15 protein-coding genes are annotated in these 15,815 nt (G+C 41.7%); 5 read left to right on the top strand and 10 right to left on the bottom strand.

Features of this window, described 5'->3' with window-relative positions:
- Nucleotides 1-151 precede the first annotated feature (151 nt).
- Nucleotides 152-715, top strand: coding sequence for a 5-formyltetrahydrofolate cyclo-ligase (locus tag J4E06_RS03740; RefSeq protein ID WP_349522701.1), 564 nt, complete (start codon nt 152-154; stop codon nt 713-715).
- Here J4E06_RS03740 and J4E06_RS03735 read toward each other — a convergent pair.
- The 4 genes from J4E06_RS03735 to ileS are packed head-to-tail and all read right to left on the bottom strand — an operon-like array spanning nt 703 to nt 5,828.
- On the bottom strand, nt 703-1,356 hold the full coding sequence (locus tag J4E06_RS03735) for a lipoprotein signal peptidase (protein WP_349522700.1): 654 nt from the start codon (nt 1,354-1,356) through the stop codon (nt 703-705). The genes J4E06_RS03740 and J4E06_RS03735 overlap by 13 nt on opposite strands.
- 33 nt (nt 1,357-1,389) lie before the next feature.
- Nucleotides 1,390-1,989 carry a DUF4097 family beta strand repeat-containing protein gene (locus J4E06_RS03730; RefSeq protein WP_349522699.1) on the bottom strand — a complete coding sequence of 200 codons (600 nt, stop codon included), beginning with the start codon at nt 1,987-1,989 and terminating at the stop codon, nt 1,390-1,392.
- Nucleotides 1,990-2,038: 49 nt separating this feature from the next.
- Entirely contained in the window at nt 2,039-2,422 is a 384-nt protein-coding gene (locus J4E06_RS03725) for a TraR/DksA family transcriptional regulator (RefSeq protein ID WP_014032448.1), read from the bottom strand.
- Nucleotides 2,423-2,426: 4 nt separating this feature from the next.
- Entirely contained in the window at nt 2,427-5,828 is a 3,402-nt protein-coding gene (ileS, locus tag J4E06_RS03720) for an isoleucine--tRNA ligase (RefSeq protein ID WP_349522698.1), read from the bottom strand.
- 180 nt (nt 5,829-6,008) lie between these two features.
- Here ileS and J4E06_RS03715 point away from each other — a divergent pair, with 180 nt between their 5' ends.
- Entirely contained in the window at nt 6,009-6,323 is a 315-nt protein-coding gene (locus tag J4E06_RS03715) for a hypothetical protein (protein ID WP_349522697.1), read from the top strand.
- 176 nt (nt 6,324-6,499) lie between these two features.
- On the opposite strand, the gene J4E06_RS03710 is transcribed toward J4E06_RS03715, so the two are convergent.
- From J4E06_RS03710 to J4E06_RS03695, 4 genes are all read right to left on the bottom strand, one after another.
- The gene (locus J4E06_RS03710) at nt 6,500-8,920 is read right to left on the bottom strand and encodes a TonB-dependent receptor (protein WP_349522696.1); all 2,421 of its coding nucleotides are present in this window, start codon (nt 8,918-8,920) and stop codon (nt 6,500-6,502) included.
- A 2-nt stretch (nt 8,921-8,922) separates the two neighbouring features.
- On the bottom strand, nt 8,923-9,642 hold the full coding sequence (gene recO / locus J4E06_RS03705) for a DNA repair protein RecO (protein WP_349522695.1): 720 nt from the start codon (nt 9,640-9,642) through the stop codon (nt 8,923-8,925).
- 88 nt (nt 9,643-9,730) lie between these two features.
- Nucleotides 9,731-11,071, bottom strand: coding sequence for an NADP-specific glutamate dehydrogenase (gdhA, locus tag J4E06_RS03700; RefSeq protein ID WP_349522694.1), 1,341 nt, complete (start codon nt 11,069-11,071; stop codon nt 9,731-9,733).
- A 129-nt stretch (nt 11,072-11,200) separates the two neighbouring features.
- A complete protein-coding gene (locus tag J4E06_RS03695) occupies nt 11,201-12,355 on the bottom strand; it encodes a trans-sulfuration enzyme family protein (RefSeq protein ID WP_349522693.1) in 1,155 nt (384 codons plus the stop codon).
- Nucleotides 12,356-12,429: 74 nt separating this feature from the next.
- Between J4E06_RS03695 and J4E06_RS03690 the strand changes: the two genes are divergently transcribed.
- Complete coding sequence (locus J4E06_RS03690) at nt 12,430-13,170, top strand: DUF3298 and DUF4163 domain-containing protein (protein ID WP_349522692.1); 741 nt, start codon at nt 12,430-12,432, stop codon at nt 13,168-13,170.
- A gap of 9 nt (nt 13,171-13,179) precedes the next feature.
- Here the strand turns inward: J4E06_RS03690 and J4E06_RS03685 are convergent, their stop codons facing one another.
- Entirely contained in the window at nt 13,180-13,734 is a 555-nt protein-coding gene (locus tag J4E06_RS03685; protein WP_349522691.1) for a conjugal transfer protein TraO, read from the bottom strand.
- A 118-nt stretch (nt 13,735-13,852) separates the two neighbouring features.
- Nucleotides 13,853-14,317, bottom strand: coding sequence for a DinB family protein (locus tag J4E06_RS03680; RefSeq protein ID WP_349522690.1), 465 nt, complete (start codon nt 14,315-14,317; stop codon nt 13,853-13,855).
- A gap of 174 nt (nt 14,318-14,491) precedes the next feature.
- On the opposite strand from J4E06_RS03680, the gene J4E06_RS03675 reads away from it, so the two are divergent.
- A complete protein-coding gene (locus J4E06_RS03675; protein ID WP_349522689.1) occupies nt 14,492-14,845 on the top strand; it encodes an arsenate reductase family protein in 354 nt (117 codons plus the stop codon).
- On the top strand, nt 14,842-15,735 hold the full coding sequence (locus J4E06_RS03670) for a DMT family transporter (RefSeq protein ID WP_349522688.1): 894 nt from the start codon (nt 14,842-14,844) through the stop codon (nt 15,733-15,735). Before J4E06_RS03675 ends, J4E06_RS03670 begins: the two co-directional genes overlap by 4 nt.
- Nucleotides 15,736-15,815 lie beyond the last annotated feature (80 nt).

Genomic DNA, 15,815 nt, shown 5'->3' with positions numbered 1-15,815 from the left:
CATATAATTACAATCCTATGGAAAACTATATCATCGTTTTGGGAATGTACTTGATTTTGATGCTTTTCTTCAAAATCTTTTTCTCCGTGGCAACAAAAGGAGAATAATAAAGTATCCCCCCGAAATTAACCCTAAATCTTCAACATTCGGAATGTTGAAACGTGAACTAAGAAAAAAGTACAGAAACCTGAGAACGGATATTACTCCCGAACAAGCCTCAGCTTCAAGTTTGGTTCTAGCCAACAGTATACTCCAAATCCCAATCTGGGATTTTTTTTATTACCATATCTTTTTAAGTATCGAGGACAAAAATGAAGTGGACACTATGCCCTTAATCACCCTTTTACAGGGTAAGGATAAAAACCTAGTAGTTCCCAAAGTTACCGATGAGAATTCTATGGTAAACTATCTCCTTACGGATAATACTTCTATTAAAAAAAGTGCTTGGGGCGTTCCAGAACCTATTGATGGGATTGAAGTCCCTGAAAACAAAATTGATGTGGTTTTTGTGCCTCTTTTAGCGTTTGACACCCAAGGCAACCGTGTAGGGTATGGCAAAGGGTATTATGATACCTTTCTAAGCAAATGCCGAAAAAAAACGATCAAAATTGGATTGTCCTTTTTTGAAGCAGAAAGTGAACCGATTACCGATGTGCATGAAAATGATGTGAAATTGGATTATTGTGTTACTCCGGAAAAGGTTTATGAATTCTGATCATTCACCGTTTCTTTCATTTCGTCATCCTGTTTTGGAAATGCCTTCTTATTGAACACAATCAAAATACCGACTCCAGTGCTTATAGCGGTATCGGCAATATTGAATACAGGCTCAAAAAAGCGAAAGCGTTTTCCGCCAACTGAAGGCACCCAATCCGGCCAATTGGTATCCACCAAAGGAAAGTACAACATATCCACCACTTTACCATGGAACAAGCTTCCATATGGCTCATCTGCAAAAAGGGTAGCAACCTGTCCGTTGCTATGGTCAAAAATAATCCCGTAGAAAACAGAGTCAATAATGTTGCCCACAGCACCAGCAAAAATCAGGGAAACGGCCAAAATCAATGTGCGGGGCGATTGTTTTTTAATAATGTCCCACAACCAATAGCCAATCCCAAAAACCGCAAAGATTCGGAATATGGTCAATATCAATTTTCCGGCTGGTTCGGAAATGGGTAGAATATCGCTCAGTTTTGTGCCCCAAGCAGCGCCTTCATTCTCGATAAAGAGGATTTTGAACCAACTGAACACCTCATCGGCCTCACCCAATATAAAGCTGGTTTTGATATAAATTTTACTGATCTGGTCCACCAGTAGGATCAGTATGATGATAATAAGGGACTTCTTTAAATTCATGCTTTAACTAAAAGGATTGCAAAAGTATAGATATTATTTGGTTTTCGTGAGGAAGATATCCCCTTCTATGGTCTTCAGAACAAATTGGTTGTGCCCAAAAGGTATGGTTTCCTTTTGCACTTTTCCATAAGCACTCTCCGCAACAATGTCACCACTTGATGTCGAAAGAAAAATATCACCTTTTTGTGTGGTCACCTCAACGGATTCTGAAACATTTTCCAAGGTACAACGCCCATCGGACAAGGTTATATATAAATCCTCATATTTTCCAGTGGCATATAGGTTGGTATTGGTCCCAAACACATCCACACTTTTATATTCCGGCACACTTATTTCCAAAGCTATGGAAACCACTTTGTGTGCGCTGAGTTTATCGTTAGGATTTACAAAAAGAGGTTGAAAACCTGCACTGATCATGGCTGTGGTTCCGCTTTGCTCAATGGAAATTACTAAGTCTTTGGCATATTCGCCTTCCATACTTGCGGAGACTTGCACCTCATCGGACGATGTGGTATTTAAATCAATTCGGTAACAATATCGGGCATCTATTTGAATAGTTTCCGTGCGAGGGCCAATAAACGCCTTCCTTACTAATTTTTGCGCGTGAGCGTTCACGAGCGTAAAAAAAATCATCAAAAACAATAGCGCCCTCATAACTAAAAAACGCCCGAAGGCGTTTTAATTATTTCTGCATGTTCTTCGCCTCAATGCTCAATGTAGCATGGGGAACAAGCTTTAAACGCTCCTTGTTGATAAGCTTTCCGGTAACTCTACAAACACCGTATGTCTTGTTCTCAATTCTTAGCAACGCATTTTTAAGGTCGCGGATAAACTTCTCCTGACGGATGGCCAACTGGGTGTTCGCCTCCTTGCTCATGGTCTCAGAGCCTTCTTCAAATGCCTTGAACGTTGGTGAGGTATCATCCGTACCATTGTTTCCATCGTTCATGTAGGAGCTCTTCAAAAGTTCCAAGTGTTTCTTGGCTTTCTCTATTTTTTCCTCTATCAGAGCCCTGAATTCTGCAAGGTCCTTATCGGAGTATCTTACTGTTGAATCTTCTGCCATTTTCTTAATGTTTTTGAATAAACAATTTTGTGTTCACCTCATCAAAGGCTATTGCAACACCTTCTTCAAGTTTCTCTTCAAAGTTGAGCTCAGCGGTCAATGTTTCCGTTTTGATGTATTCCTCGTTACTGGAAACTGCATTCTCCACAAAGCCGTCCTTCAATATTTTAATATCAATTTTATCTGTTACCTCAAATCCTGATTCCTTTCGAAGATTCTGGATTCGGTTTATGAGTTCTCTAGCGATACCTTCTTTTCGCAAGGCTTCATCTATCGTTACGTCCAATGCTACCGTCAAGGGACCGGAACTAGCAACTAACCAACCTTCAATATCTTGAGAACTAATATCTACATCGGTTAACTGTAAATTAACGGTTTTATTTTCCAACTGTAGCAATAATTCTCCCTCTCGCTCCATTTTTTGTATGTCTTCCTGACCCAATTTTGATACAGCCCCTGCAATCGCCTTCATATCCTTGCCAAATTTTGGGCCCAAAACCTTAAAGTTGGGTTTTATTTGTTTGACAAGAACTCCTGATGCATCATCCAGCATTTCAATTTCCTTCACGTTTACCTCAGATTTCACCAAGTTGGAAACAGCTTCGATATCCCTTCGTTGCTCATCATCCAAAACGGGGATCATAATTTTTTGAAGCGGTTGGCGCACCTTTATTTTTTCCTTCTGACGGATGGAGAGTACCAAAGATGAAATTTTTTGGGCCAACTGCATTTTACGCTCCAAGTCCTTGTTCACCATATTGGCATCAAAAACAGGGAATTCTGCTAAATGTACACTCTCAAAACCATCTTTTTTAGTCGTCGCATCCAAATCCCGGTACAATTGATCCATAAAGAAAGGAGCAATAGGGGCCGATAGTTTGGCTACTGTGGACAAGCAAGTGTAAAGGGTCTGGTAAGCCGAAATTTTATCCTGTTGGTAATCCCCTTTCCAGAAACGCCTTCTGCTCAAACGAACATACCAGTTGCTCAAGTTTTCCTGAACGTAGTCGGAAATCATCCGTGCTGCACGAGTGGCTTCGTAATCTCCGTAGGCTTCATCCACATTTTTGATCAAGGTGTGGAGTTCGGATAAGATCCATTGGTCTATTTCTGGCCTCTCCTTCAACGGAATATCAGCCTCGGAATAATCAAATTCATCAATGTTGGCATAAAGTGCCATAAAGGAATAGGTGTTGTACAACGTTCCGAAGAACTTTCGTTTTACCTCAACAACGCCTTCAATATCAAATTTCAGGTTGTCCCATGGGTTGGCATTGGAAATCATGTACCAACGTGTGGCATCGGGGCCATGCTCTGGCAACACCTCGAACGGGTCAACCGCATTGCCCAATCGTTTGGACATCTTCTTGCCTTCCTTGTCCAAAACAAGCCCGTTGGAGACTACATTTTTATAGGCAATGCTATCAAAAACCATAGTGGCAATAGCATGCAGGGTATAGAACCAACCTCGGGTCTGATCTACACCTTCGGCAATAAAGTTGGCCGGGAACGCTACTCCATCATCAATAAGTTCTTTGTTCTCAAAAGGGTAGTGCCATTGGGCGTAGGGCATGGAACCGCTATCGAACCAAACGTCGATAAGGTCTGCTTCACGTTTCATCGGCTGCCCTGATGGTGAAACCAAAGTGATGCCATCCACGATATTTTTGTGCAAATCAATTTTATCGTAGTTGGACTCGCTCATATCGCCCACCATAAAATCTTCAAACACATCTTTGTCCATCATTCCCGCCTCAACCGCTTTGGCCATTTCGGACTTCAACTCTTCCACGGAACCGATCATCAACTCTTCCTTGCCATCTTCGGTGCGCCAAATGGGCAATGGAATACCCCAATACCGGGAACGGGAAAGGTTCCAGTCGTTTGCATTTGCCAACCAATTACCAAAACGGCCCTCACCTGTGGATTTTGGTTTCCAGTTGATGGTCTGGTTCAACTCGAACATACGGTCTTTTACATCCGTGACCTTGATGAACCAAGAGTTCAAAGGATAGTAAAGAATGGGTTTGTCGGTACGCCAGCAATTCGGGTAGCTGTGTACATATTTCTCGACCTTAAAGGCTTTGTTCTCAATTTTCAGTTTGATGGCAATCTCAACATCAACAGACTTTTCGGGCACTTCGCCCTCATCATAGTACTCGTTCTTCACATATTTGCCACCGAACTCCTTGAGCTCTGGTCTAAACCTCCCTTGCAGGTCAACCAATGGTACTGGATTATCGTTTTCATCCAAAACCAACATCGGCGGAATCTCTGGAGTGGCTTGTTTTGCCACCAAGGCATCGTCCGCACCAAAGGTGGGTGCCGTATGCACGATTCCCGTACCATCTTCAGTGGTTACAAAATCTCCGGAAATTACCCGAAATGCATTCTCTGGATTTTGGTAGGGCTGTACGTAATCTATCAATTGTTCGTATTGGATGCCGACCAAATCCTTGCCCACAAAAGTTTCGCCAACCAAAAATGGAATCTTTTTGTCGCCTTCTTTAAATCCTTTTAGCTCTTCCTCTGTCTCAACTTTGGAGAACTTTCCAGAAAAATTATAATTCACCAAATTTTTGGCCACTACTACATTGATTGGCTCAAAAGTGTATTGGTTGTAAGTTCTTACAAGTACATATTCAATTTTTGGTCCAACGGTAAGCGCCGTGTTCGAAGGAAGTGTCCAAGGTGTGGTCGTCCAAGCCAAAAAGTAGATGTCACCGTCAATTTTCTTCAAAAATTCAGGAAGCGAATCGGTTTTGGCCTTGAACTGTGCAGTAACCGTAGTATCCGTCACATCCTGATAGGTTCCTGGCTGGTTCAGTTCGTGTGAGCTTAACCCGGTACCCGCCTTTGGGGAATAGGGTTGAATAGTGTAGCCTTTATAGATAAGCCCTTTGTCGTAAATCTGTTTTAACAACCACCAAACGGACTCCATGTACTTGGACTTGTAGGTGATATATGGATTGTCCATATCTACCCAATATCCCACTTTCTCGGTCATTTCGTTCCAAACGTCCGTATAGCGCATTACCGCTTTTTTACAGGCTGCGTTGTATTCCTCAACCGATATTTTTTTGCCGATATCCTCTTTGGTGATGCCGAGTTCCTTTTCCACACCGATTTCAACGGGTAGGCCATGGGTATCCCATCCCGCCTTTCTTTTTACCTGAAAACCTTTCATGGTTTTGTACCTTGGAAATATATCCTTGATGGTACGCGCCATTACGTGGTGAATCCCCGGCATTCCGTTTGCAGATGGTGGACCTTCGTAAAATACGTAGCTCTCCTTGCCTTCCCGTGTGGAAACGCTCTTTTCAAAAATCTGTTTGTCCTTCCAAAAGTCAAGAATTTCTTCAGATACTTTTGGCAAATCCAACCCCTTATATTCCGCAAACTTCATATACTGCTTCTTCTACTAGAATTCAAGTTTGCAAAATTATAAATTTAGATGGAATTATACCCTCACTTTTTGTATTAGAATTCACATAATTCCCTTAACCTAAATATGATATGCCACCTTACTGCTGTTTATATAATTTTACCTACCTTACTCCATTATTAACACTTAACCATTTTTTCTATGAAAAAAGTACTGATTACCGCAATAGCATTGACTCTCTCAATGTCCGTAATGACATCCTGTAGAGACACCAAGGACAAAGCTGAAGAAGCCACTGAAAACGCCGCTGACGCTATGGAAGAAGCTGGTGAGGATTTAGAGGACGCTGCAGAAGATGCCGCCAATGCCATGGAAGAAGCTGGCGAAGAAGCCAAAGAAATGGGTGAAAAAGCCATGGATAGCATTAAAAAAGCCGGTGAAGAAACCATGGATGCCGCCAAAGAAGCTGGCGAGGACATGAAAGAAGCCGCCAAAAAAGCTGTTGACAGCATTTAGCCTTAAACTAGCTCAAGACAAAAATCTCAAAAAAAGAAGAGGGGTGTCTAAAAAGTAAGGAGATGTCATATTGAGCTTGTCGAAATATTTTCAACTTACTGATAATCAATATCGATTTCGACAGGCTCAACCTGACAAATCAAGTTATGAAGACTTTTTGGACACCCTCTTTGTCTTTAAAATACATACCCCAAGCCCAAAACCAAATTGGTTCCAGGGGCGACAATACCCGAAGAATACATTCGATACCGTTGGTTCGTCATATTTTCCAAACTCAAAGATGCTTTTAAAGCATTTGTGATTTGATATTGCGACCTAAAATTTAAAGTATACCAAGATGGGGAATAAGGGTTTCCATTTGCATCACTGGCATACATAAAGGCCTTACTTTGCTCCGAAAGCGCCAAATCATCATTACTTACTTCTCCGTTATAGTTGACAAATACATCTGCTTTCAGTTTTTGATTCTCCCAAATCAAATGCACGTCACCAAAGGTCGGTGCGGCGTGGCGAGATGGGCTATCGGTACCGTCATCATCTTCTTCCACTCCTTTCGTTAGGGTCAAGTTGGAATTTAGAGACAAGTGCTCGTTAAAATAGGCTTCCAGTCCAAACTCAAAACCGTATACATAGGCCTTTGCCGCATTTTGAATGGCTTGTACATTGCTGGGTTCTCCATTGTATTCAATTTCGGTTTGCCCTCCGAAGGTGAAATCCCTTCGCACAAGAGCATCTACCAAATAAGTATAATAGGTAGCGCCTTTTAGAACTACAATATCATTAAAGTTTTTCCTGAGGCCCAGCTCCCCGTTATAGGCATATTCGGGTTCCAAATCGGGATTGGGTACTACTACGGAGCCCGGTTCGGAATCAAATATCTTTCCAATGTCATCAATGTTGGGGGCTCTAAAGCCTGTAGAACCATTTAAAGTAACCTGCAAATCCGACCTTGGGAACCAACTTAGCCCCAAACTTCCCGTAAACGCCCCAGTGACAATATCGGCTTCATCAAAAGGAAAGGGATAGTAGGTGGTATCGAAGGTAGCGTCCACCCAAACTTGACTATACCGCATTCCCGATAATACGGCAAGGTTTGGCTTTAATTGATACTCTCCATTGATGTACCCTGCCAAGGTTTGCCAAGTTGCACCATCGGGATACCTAGAAGCTGTTCCCGCTACTTCATTGGTTTCAATGTTTCGTACGCTTCCTTTGGAATTGACCTTGTTGAAAACATACTCGGTACCATAATACAAATGCAAGTTTCCTATTTTTTTATTCTCAAAATCCAAGTTGACGGATAACGCATCTACTTGTTCCTTGGTTGAATACAACTCTGGGTCTTGAAAACCTCTATCGTTTCTACTTTCCTCAAAAAATTGATAGGCCGCGGTCAATTTTACGCCATCATAAAAGTTGTTCTTTCCTTTTTGGGTAATTTGAAAATTTCCCATGAACCATTTTTGCGGACCATAATACCATTCTGCGGAACGGAGGGCATCACCATCCCTATTGGGCCTTATCAACCTATCGTACCTTGGATAATCGGAGGTTTCAGAATAGTATAGTCCCAAATCGTAGTTCCAAGTGCTGTTGGGTTTATAGGTAAACTTTTGAAGGAAATTGATTTGATCATATCCTGTACTCACTTGTTTTTTGGGATCATCATTCTCCACCAGAACATCGGTTCCGTTCTCCCTAATCACATAATTGGAACGTAAATAGGATTCGGGTCCGTGCTCGCCCATCTTTAAATCATCAAAATTATTATAGGTGAAGCTGGTATAAGACGCCCATTTTTGCTTTCCAAAATTAAAATCCAAATGTGTGGTGTTCTCGTTATTTGCGGAAGAGTATCGGTAATTAAAGTTACCTGAAAAAGCTAGGCTATCGGCAAATGAAAATCGTGGTTTTTGCGTGTAAAAATTCATAACACCTCCAATGGCATCACTTCCGTAGATGACCGAACCGGGACCAAAGGTCACTTCTGTTTTATTGATAGTAAATGGGTCGATGGATATCACATTCTGAAGATTTCCCCCTCGAAATATGGCATTGTTCATGCGCACGCCATCCACGGCCAACAAAATCCTATTGGTGGCAAACCCCCTGATCATAGGGCTTCCTCCTCCCAATTGACTTTTTTGAACAAATATTTTGCCGCTGTTCTGCAAAAGGTCCGCCGAGGTCTGAGGAGCGTTGAAAGCAATGCTGCGGGCATCCAATGTTTCTATTTTTTGGGGAACGTTCTTCTTCTGCTGTTCCCATTTGGAAACGGACATTACCACTTCTTGAAGTTCCTCTGTCTTTTGATAAAGATAAACGCGGTTCCCACGACGTTCTATTTCCTTTTTTGTGGCAGTATAGGTTTGGTAACTAATATGTTTAAAGGTTATTTTATCATCAGAAGAAAAAATATCCAACTCACATTTTCCATTGGCATCTGTAATCGTACTCTTGGATTGGTCTTTATTAAAAATGGCGGCGTTGTCCACTGGTATTCCAGTATCAACATCCAAAACTGTTATTTCTTGCGCGTAAAAGGTTGCGGAGAAAAATAAAAGAATTAAAGGTAAGGTTGATTTTAAGTTTTGCATTTTTAGGTAAATACTGCATTTAAAACAGCGAGGGACTTCGGTTCCCGAAATCCATGCACATGCAAGCGGAAATACTGGATTACCGTTTTTAAGAGTTCTCGCCTGTTCGACTTAGTTAGTTGTATACCTTGTAACGCCTCAAAATTCGTGCCTAAAAACTTCTTGAAATTTTCCAGATTTTCATCCTGAATCAAGGGGTTGAGCGATGGTGTTTTGTAGAAGCTGCCTTCCAAAAGGTCGAAAAACGGTAAGTTTTGGTGGGAAGTATCTGGATAGAAGCCTAAGTATTTGGTGAGATTCAGCAAGAATAGAATGTGAAAGTTTGGAGACAGTTTATGTGTGTCCATCCATTGAAAGGCATATTCCAGATAATTAAAAAGACCTTCATCCCGTTCTTGTTCTTGAATGCTGCTGCCCAATATTTCAGCCAAAAAAAGGACCACGCTGTTTTTTACAACATCAGTATGCATACTTTGGTAGGGAACGGACACCTTAACATCCCTGATGCTTTCCAAAGTGCCTTTGTTTTTATGGTTCGCCACAATCTCCAACTGCATGAGCGGAAGAAAATAAGCAGGTCTCACTTTTGCTTTTTTGGAAGATAGAACCCCTTTGAGCAAATACGATTTTATTCCATCGGATTGGGTAAAGGCCTTAACAATAAGACTTGTATCCCCATATTTTATGGAAGAGAGCACTATGGCCTTAGTTGTGATTTGCATAGTCTAAAAAAAAGCAGTTACCAAAAGTGTAAATGTAATCACTACTCTTGGTAACTGCTAACCAAAAACCATACAACGATGGTTTATATTATATCACCCCTTGGGCCAACATAGCATCTGCTACCTTGACAAAGCCGGCAATATTGGCTCCTTTTACGTAATTGCAATACCCGTCTTCCTCTCCATATTCCACACAAGAATCGTGGATATCGGACATGATTCCTTTCAAACGTTTGTCCACTTCTTCCCTGGTCCAGCTAATGCGCAATGAGTTCTGGCTCATCTCCAATCCTGAAGTGGCCACACCGCCTGCATTGGAGGCTTTCCCTGGAGCAAACAAAATCTTTGCATCGTGGAAGGCGTGGATTGCCTCCGGGGTTGAGGGCATATTGGCTCCTTCCGCCACGGCAATACATCCGTTTTTTATCAAGGTTTGGGCCGCATCGCCATCCAGTTCGTTTTGCGTAGCACATGGTAATGCTATATCGCAAGCAATTTTCCATGGTGTTTCTCCCTTGTGGAACTCTGCCGATGGATATTTATCCACATACTCGGAAATTCTTCCTCGTTTGTTGTTCTTCAACTCCATTACATAGGCGAGTTTTCCTTCATCAATACCGTCTTTATCATAGATAAATCCTCCCGAATCGGAAAGTGTCAAAACGGTGCCTCCAAGGTGCAATACTTTTTCTGCAGCATATTGCGCCACGTTACCGGAACCTGAAATCACTACCTTTTTCCCTTCAAAAGTTTCGTTCTTGGTCTTTAACATGCTATCGGCAAAATACACCGTACCATAACCTGTTGCTTCGGGACGGATCAATGATCCTCCCCAAGACAACCCTTTACCGGTCAATACCCCGGTGAACTCATTACGGATTTTTTTGTACATCCCGAAAAGGAATCCAATTTCACGGGCTCCTACGCCAATATCACCGGCAGGAATATCGGTGTTTGGACCGATATGTCGGCACAGCTCTGTCATAAAAGCGTGGCAAAAACGCATGATCTCGTCATCGGATTTACCTTTTGGATCAAAATCCGATCCTCCTTTTCCTCCACCCATGGGCAGAGTGGTCAAACTATTCTTGAATACTTGTTCAAAAGCCAAGAATTTTAGTACACTGGCATTTACGGTAGGGTGAAAACGAAGTCCTCCTTTGTAAGGTCCAATGGCAGAGTTCATTTGAACCCTATAGCCACGGTTCACATGGATTTCGCCATCATCATCTATCCATGCCACACGAAACGAAATCAATCGCTCTGGTTCCACCATACGCAAAAGAATATTTTTCCCATAGTAAATATCATTTTGGGCTATGTAAGGTATCACGGTTTCCGCTACCTCTTGTACTGCTTGTATGAATTCGGGTTCATGTCCATTTCTGGAAATCACCTCATCCATAAACACTTTTATTTTTTCTTCCATATATATGGGTTAAAATTAATTGTCTTTTCGCTAATGAAAAGTATTTTTTATTGAATTATGAATTTGAAGGCAAAATTATACTATTTCAATAATTTGAATATTTATTTTTTATAAATTTTTCAAATAATGTCAGTTGAGGGCCTGATCCAAATCTGCAATTAAATCGTCTGCGTCCTCTATGCCGACACTTAATCTGATCAGCCCGTCGACAAGGCCGTTTTTTTGGCGTTTCTCCTTTGGAATACTTCCATGCGACATACTTGCTGGGTGGCCCACCAAACTTTCGACACCTCCCAACGATTCGGCTAGGGTAAAAAGTTTAAGGTTCTCAACAATTTTTATAGCGTCAGCGTAGCTTTCGCCTTTTGGCACAAAGGAAATCATGCCTCCAAATCCCCTCATTTGTTTTTTGGCCACCTCGTGGTCGGGGCGATATTCAAAGCCCGGCCAGTATACAGTATCAATTTTAGGATGATTCTCCAAATATTTGGCAATCAATTCCGCATTTTCGCAATGTCTTTGCATACGCACATGAAGCGTTTTTATGCCACGCAGGGTCAAAAAGCTGTCCATGGGCCCACAGATGCCTCCACTGGATTTTTGGATAAAATACAGTTGCTCGGCCAATTGTTCATCGCTTACCGCCAAGGCGCCCACTATTACATCGCTATGTCCTCCCAAATATTTGGTAGCGGAATGCATCACAATATCGGCGCCCAGATCCAATGGTTGCTGCAGGTACGGTGTTGCAAAAGTGTTGTCCACCGCCAACAACAACCCATGCTCTTTCGTAATTTTTGATACCGCTTCAATATCCACAATGTTCATCATGGGGTTTGTGGGCGTTTCCAACCAAACCAATTTGGTGTTCTTATTAATTTGTGAAGCCAATTCTTCCATGTCCACCATCTCCGAAAACCGAAAATTGATACCAAATTTTTCAAAAACGCCTTTAAAAAGTCGGTAGCTGCCCCCGTACAAATCCCTTGTACAGATTACCTCGTCGTTTGGCCCCAATAACTTCATCACGGCATCAATAGCGGCCATTCCGCTGCTAAAAGCCATCCCAAAGTCAGCGTTTTCCAAACTGGCCACCGCACGCTCCAGAGCAGCTCTCGTAGGGTTCGCGCCTCTGGAATATTCATACCCCTTATGTTTTCCAGGACTGGGCTGTGCATAGGTGGAAGTTTGATAAATCGGGGGCATTACCGCTCCGTATGCAACATCGGGTTGCTGTCCTCCGTGAATCGCTTTACTGTTGAATTTTAACTCTTTTTTGCCCATGTTGAAACTATCTTCATACAAATGTATCGTTATCTTTCCGAAGTATTATTTTTGATGACCCAAAACCTCGATCTATGAAAAAATACCTTGGCCCCATTTTGTTTTTGATCTTCTTGATAGGTTGCCAAACAGAGAGTAAACTTACTTTTGAACCAACCCAGTTGTTGGGTGAAAACTGCAACAGTTGCCCCAAAATCGAAATCAATATTCCCCATGCGTTGGACGATTCCAAAGTTTCAGAAGCCATTAATAGGGCATTGCGAGAGGAAATCATCAGTGTTTTATCTTTTACCGAAGACGAAACCATTGATAGTGCGGACAAAGCGATTAAATCATTTACCGATAGCTACAAAGAGCTAAAAACCAAATTTCCCGATGAAGTGCAATGGGAAGCTACCATAGACGGCGAAGCGATTTATGAGGACGAAAACATCATCACGTTGATGCTGAATTCATACTCGTTTACAGGCGGCGCCCACGGATATGCTTCTACTTCCTATCTAAATTTTGATAAAAAAAGCGGCGCTGAACTGGAAAACTGGGAACTTTTTGATGATTTGGAAGGATTTGCGGGCTATACCGAGACCAAGTTTCGTGAACAGGAGAATATACCTCGGGTTGGCAACATCAATGCTACGGGTTTTATGTTCGAGGATGATATGTTCCACTTAGCTGACAATATAGGGTACACCAAAGATGGGTTAAAGTTGATTTACAATCAATACGAAGTAGCCTCCTACGCCGATGGGCCCATTGAGTTGATTTTACCCTACAGCGAAATCAATCCGTACCTAAAACGAAAAGTAAAAAATTAGGGTTTCCATCTATTTAAAGTAGTAGCGAAGCCCGGCTGCCAATAATAGCGTGGAGTCGTTGAGGTCACTATTAAAGTGGTAGTACCCGTTAATGGGAACAATCAAGGAAAAACGGTCGGAAATATAAAAATCCATCTCAAAAGAGGCATAACCTCTATAAATAAAACTGCTCTCTGCATTACTAGGGGCGTCAAAGGGAAAATCAGTCTTACCATCATTAATGTATTTGTACCCTACAGAAGGCCCTCCACCAAAATAAAAGAAGAGACCCCGTTTGGGAGAACTTAAAATAGTGGTAAAGTACCCCAGACCGAACAAATAATCCTCGTACGGAAACTCCACGCCCGAATTTGGTTTTTCTGTAGAAAAAGTCGCCACCAAGGATACTTGCATAAAATCAGTAGTGCTATGGTAATGGTTTGCATTGATCTGTATCCCGTAACCATCTGTTTTATAAGTGGGTACCAAGCCCAAAGAAAGATTTCCGCGTTGCGACAATGCATTTTGAAAAGGAACGATAAGGAGTGCCAACAGGACCCCACAGCATAAATAGCAGTGTTTCATTTTGACTAAGATTTGGGTTCTTAAATTCTGGCAAACAAATATAACTGATTTTCATTGAGTTAGGTTCTCATAAAAATCAAGCATCAAAAAACCAGTAGTTTTTGAGATGTAGAAACTCCTAGGCTTTTGCCAATGCCCTCTTAATGGCCAAGATGGCACCCAAATGGAGTCCCTCATGAAAAACATTAAAGGACAAAGCATCCTCTGGACTGCTCAAACCAATTTTTGGAGTGGTCATGTACTCTTGAAAATTCTGGAATTTCCCATGTTCGTAATCCAATTGAATATGTTTTACAGTACTGAAAAGATAGGCCGATATTTTCTCCATTTCCATTTCGGAGGGCTCCCCATTGGGAAAAGTGCCTTTTTTGTACTTGTTGACCAACTCTTCTTCAATGGTAAAATCCAAACCGCTCAATTTATACATCAACAATTGTGGCGTAACCACCACGTGGGCAATATTCCACCAAATGTTATTGTTAAAACCCTCAGGAATTCGAAACAAATCTTCCTTTGGGGTATTTCGTAAAAAATTGTAGAGTATTTTTCTGTTTTTTAGAAGAATGTCAAATGTTTTTTCCATAGCACAGCAATTGGTTCACCTAAAACTAGCCCTAAAATCTGGAAAAAGTGTTCTTCGAGCCTGATTAATTCATCATCAAAAAACAAACACTACTCTTAAAAGCTGTTGATTTTACAGGTTCATAATGTGTTTTGATGGATTTTTAACTTCCTTTGTCCATCCAACACCATACGCATGAAGAAAATATACCATTTGGGCAGTTGTTCCACCTGCAAACGTATCCTTAAAGAATTGGAACCTTTGGATGATGTGGAACTTCAAGAAATAAAAGCCGAAGCCATTACCCCCGAACAATTGGAACAAATGGCGGCGCTCAGCGGAAGTTACGAATCACTTTTTAGTAGAAGAGCCATGCTTTTCCGCCAAAGGGGACTGCATGAAAAAGAACTTTCCGAAAGCGATTACAAAGACTTGATCTTAGAGCACTATACCTTTTTAAAAAGACCCGTAACCCTAGTGGATGACCAAATTTTTGTGGGCAATTCCAAAAAAACTGTGGAAGCCACCAAGGAAGCCCTGCATTCATGAGCAAAAGAACCTTGGCCATTCTGGCCGCCATAGGTGCTACCGTTATATACGGGATAAACCACACCGTGGCCAAAGGGGTTATGCCCGTGCACGTTAAACCCTTTGGGTTTATATTTTTAAGAGTGGGGGGAGCTGCATTTCTTTTTTGGTTGATTTCCTTTTCTGGCCCCAAGGAAAAAATTGAAAAGCGGGACTGGGGCAGAATGTTGGTTTGTGCCCTTTTGGGCATGTCCATAAATATGCTTTCCTTTTTTAAGGGGCTACAACTTTCAACTCCCATCAACAGTGCGGTTTTGGTAACAATCATTCCTATTATTGTGGTGGTTGTTTCAGCACTGTTTTTAAAAGAGAGAATTACCGTGAACAAAGGGCTGGGCATTTTTTTGGGCTTTGTGGGAGCGATAGGACTCATTCTTTTTGGGGCGGAAAACCGGCAAAATGCGCCCAATATACCTTTAGGAAACTTTTTATTTATTATAAATGCGACTTCCTATGGTGCTTACCTTGTTGTTGTAAAAAAGCTGATTGAAAAATATCACCCCTTCACTTTGATGAAATGGTTGTTTACTATCGGCATAATAATAAATCTGCCGCTTACACTGCCCGAAGCATTGGAAATACAATGGTCCGCCTTGCCCATTTGGGCCTTTGGCGCAATTGCCTTTGTGGTGATCGGAACCACCTTTTTGACCTATTTGTTCAACATTTTTGCACTCACGCAGCTCAAGGCTTCATCCGTAGGGGCTTTCGTATATATGCAGCCCCTTGTAGGCATTCTTTTCGCCCTTTTTTCGGGTAAAGATGAACTTACTTTGGTTAAAATTGTAGCTATGCTTTTTGTATTGGCAGGAGTCTATTTGGCCAGTAAAAAGCCCAAACGCATTTCTTGATGTTGATTAGAATCGGGCTTCCGTCAAAAAGAAAGACCCATCCATCAATTCACCATATCTTTTCATAGTTCGATTGTGTA

Origin of the sequence: Allomuricauda sp. NFXS6, assembly GCF_040148835.1 — a bacterium.
Taxonomy (GTDB): Bacteria; Bacteroidota; Bacteroidia; order Flavobacteriales; family Flavobacteriaceae; genus Flagellimonas.
The sequence above is the reverse complement of the archived record's forward strand: the minus strand, read 5'-3'. Positions and strand labels throughout refer to the sequence as shown.

Excerpts from the sequence above, each read along its gene's own strand:
- J4E06_RS03740 (WP_349522701.1), top strand. The coding sequence starts at position 152 with ATGTTGAAACGTGAACTAAGAAAAAAGTACAGAAACCTGAGAACGGAT.
- J4E06_RS03735 (WP_349522700.1), bottom strand. The coding sequence starts at position 1,356 with ATGAATTTAAAGAAGTCCCTTATTATCATCATACTGATCCTACTGGTG.
- J4E06_RS03730 (WP_349522699.1), bottom strand. The coding sequence starts at position 1,989 with ATGATTTTTTTTACGCTCGTGAACGCTCACGCGCAAAAATTAGTAAGG.
- J4E06_RS03725 (WP_014032448.1), bottom strand. The coding sequence starts at position 2,422 with ATGGCAGAAGATTCAACAGTAAGATACTCCGATAAGGACCTTGCAGAA.
- ileS (WP_349522698.1), bottom strand. The coding sequence starts at position 5,828 with ATGAAGTTTGCGGAATATAAGGGGTTGGATTTGCCAAAAGTATCTGAA.
- J4E06_RS03715 (WP_349522697.1), top strand. The coding sequence starts at position 6,009 with ATGAAAAAAGTACTGATTACCGCAATAGCATTGACTCTCTCAATGTCC.
- J4E06_RS03710 (WP_349522696.1), bottom strand. The coding sequence starts at position 8,920 with ATGCAAAACTTAAAATCAACCTTACCTTTAATTCTTTTATTTTTCTCC.
- recO (WP_349522695.1), bottom strand. The coding sequence starts at position 9,642 with ATGCAAATCACAACTAAGGCCATAGTGCTCTCTTCCATAAAATATGGG.
- gdhA (WP_349522694.1), bottom strand. The coding sequence starts at position 11,071 with ATGGAAGAAAAAATAAAAGTGTTTATGGATGAGGTGATTTCCAGAAAT.
- J4E06_RS03695 (WP_349522693.1), bottom strand. The coding sequence starts at position 12,355 with ATGGGCAAAAAAGAGTTAAAATTCAACAGTAAAGCGATTCACGGAGGA.
- J4E06_RS03690 (WP_349522692.1), top strand. The coding sequence starts at position 12,430 with ATGAAAAAATACCTTGGCCCCATTTTGTTTTTGATCTTCTTGATAGGT.
- J4E06_RS03685 (WP_349522691.1), bottom strand. The coding sequence starts at position 13,734 with ATGAAACACTGCTATTTATGCTGTGGGGTCCTGTTGGCACTCCTTATC.
- J4E06_RS03680 (WP_349522690.1), bottom strand. The coding sequence starts at position 14,317 with ATGGAAAAAACATTTGACATTCTTCTAAAAAACAGAAAAATACTCTAC.
- J4E06_RS03675 (WP_349522689.1), top strand. The coding sequence starts at position 14,492 with ATGAAGAAAATATACCATTTGGGCAGTTGTTCCACCTGCAAACGTATC.
- J4E06_RS03670 (WP_349522688.1), top strand. The coding sequence starts at position 14,842 with ATGAGCAAAAGAACCTTGGCCATTCTGGCCGCCATAGGTGCTACCGTT.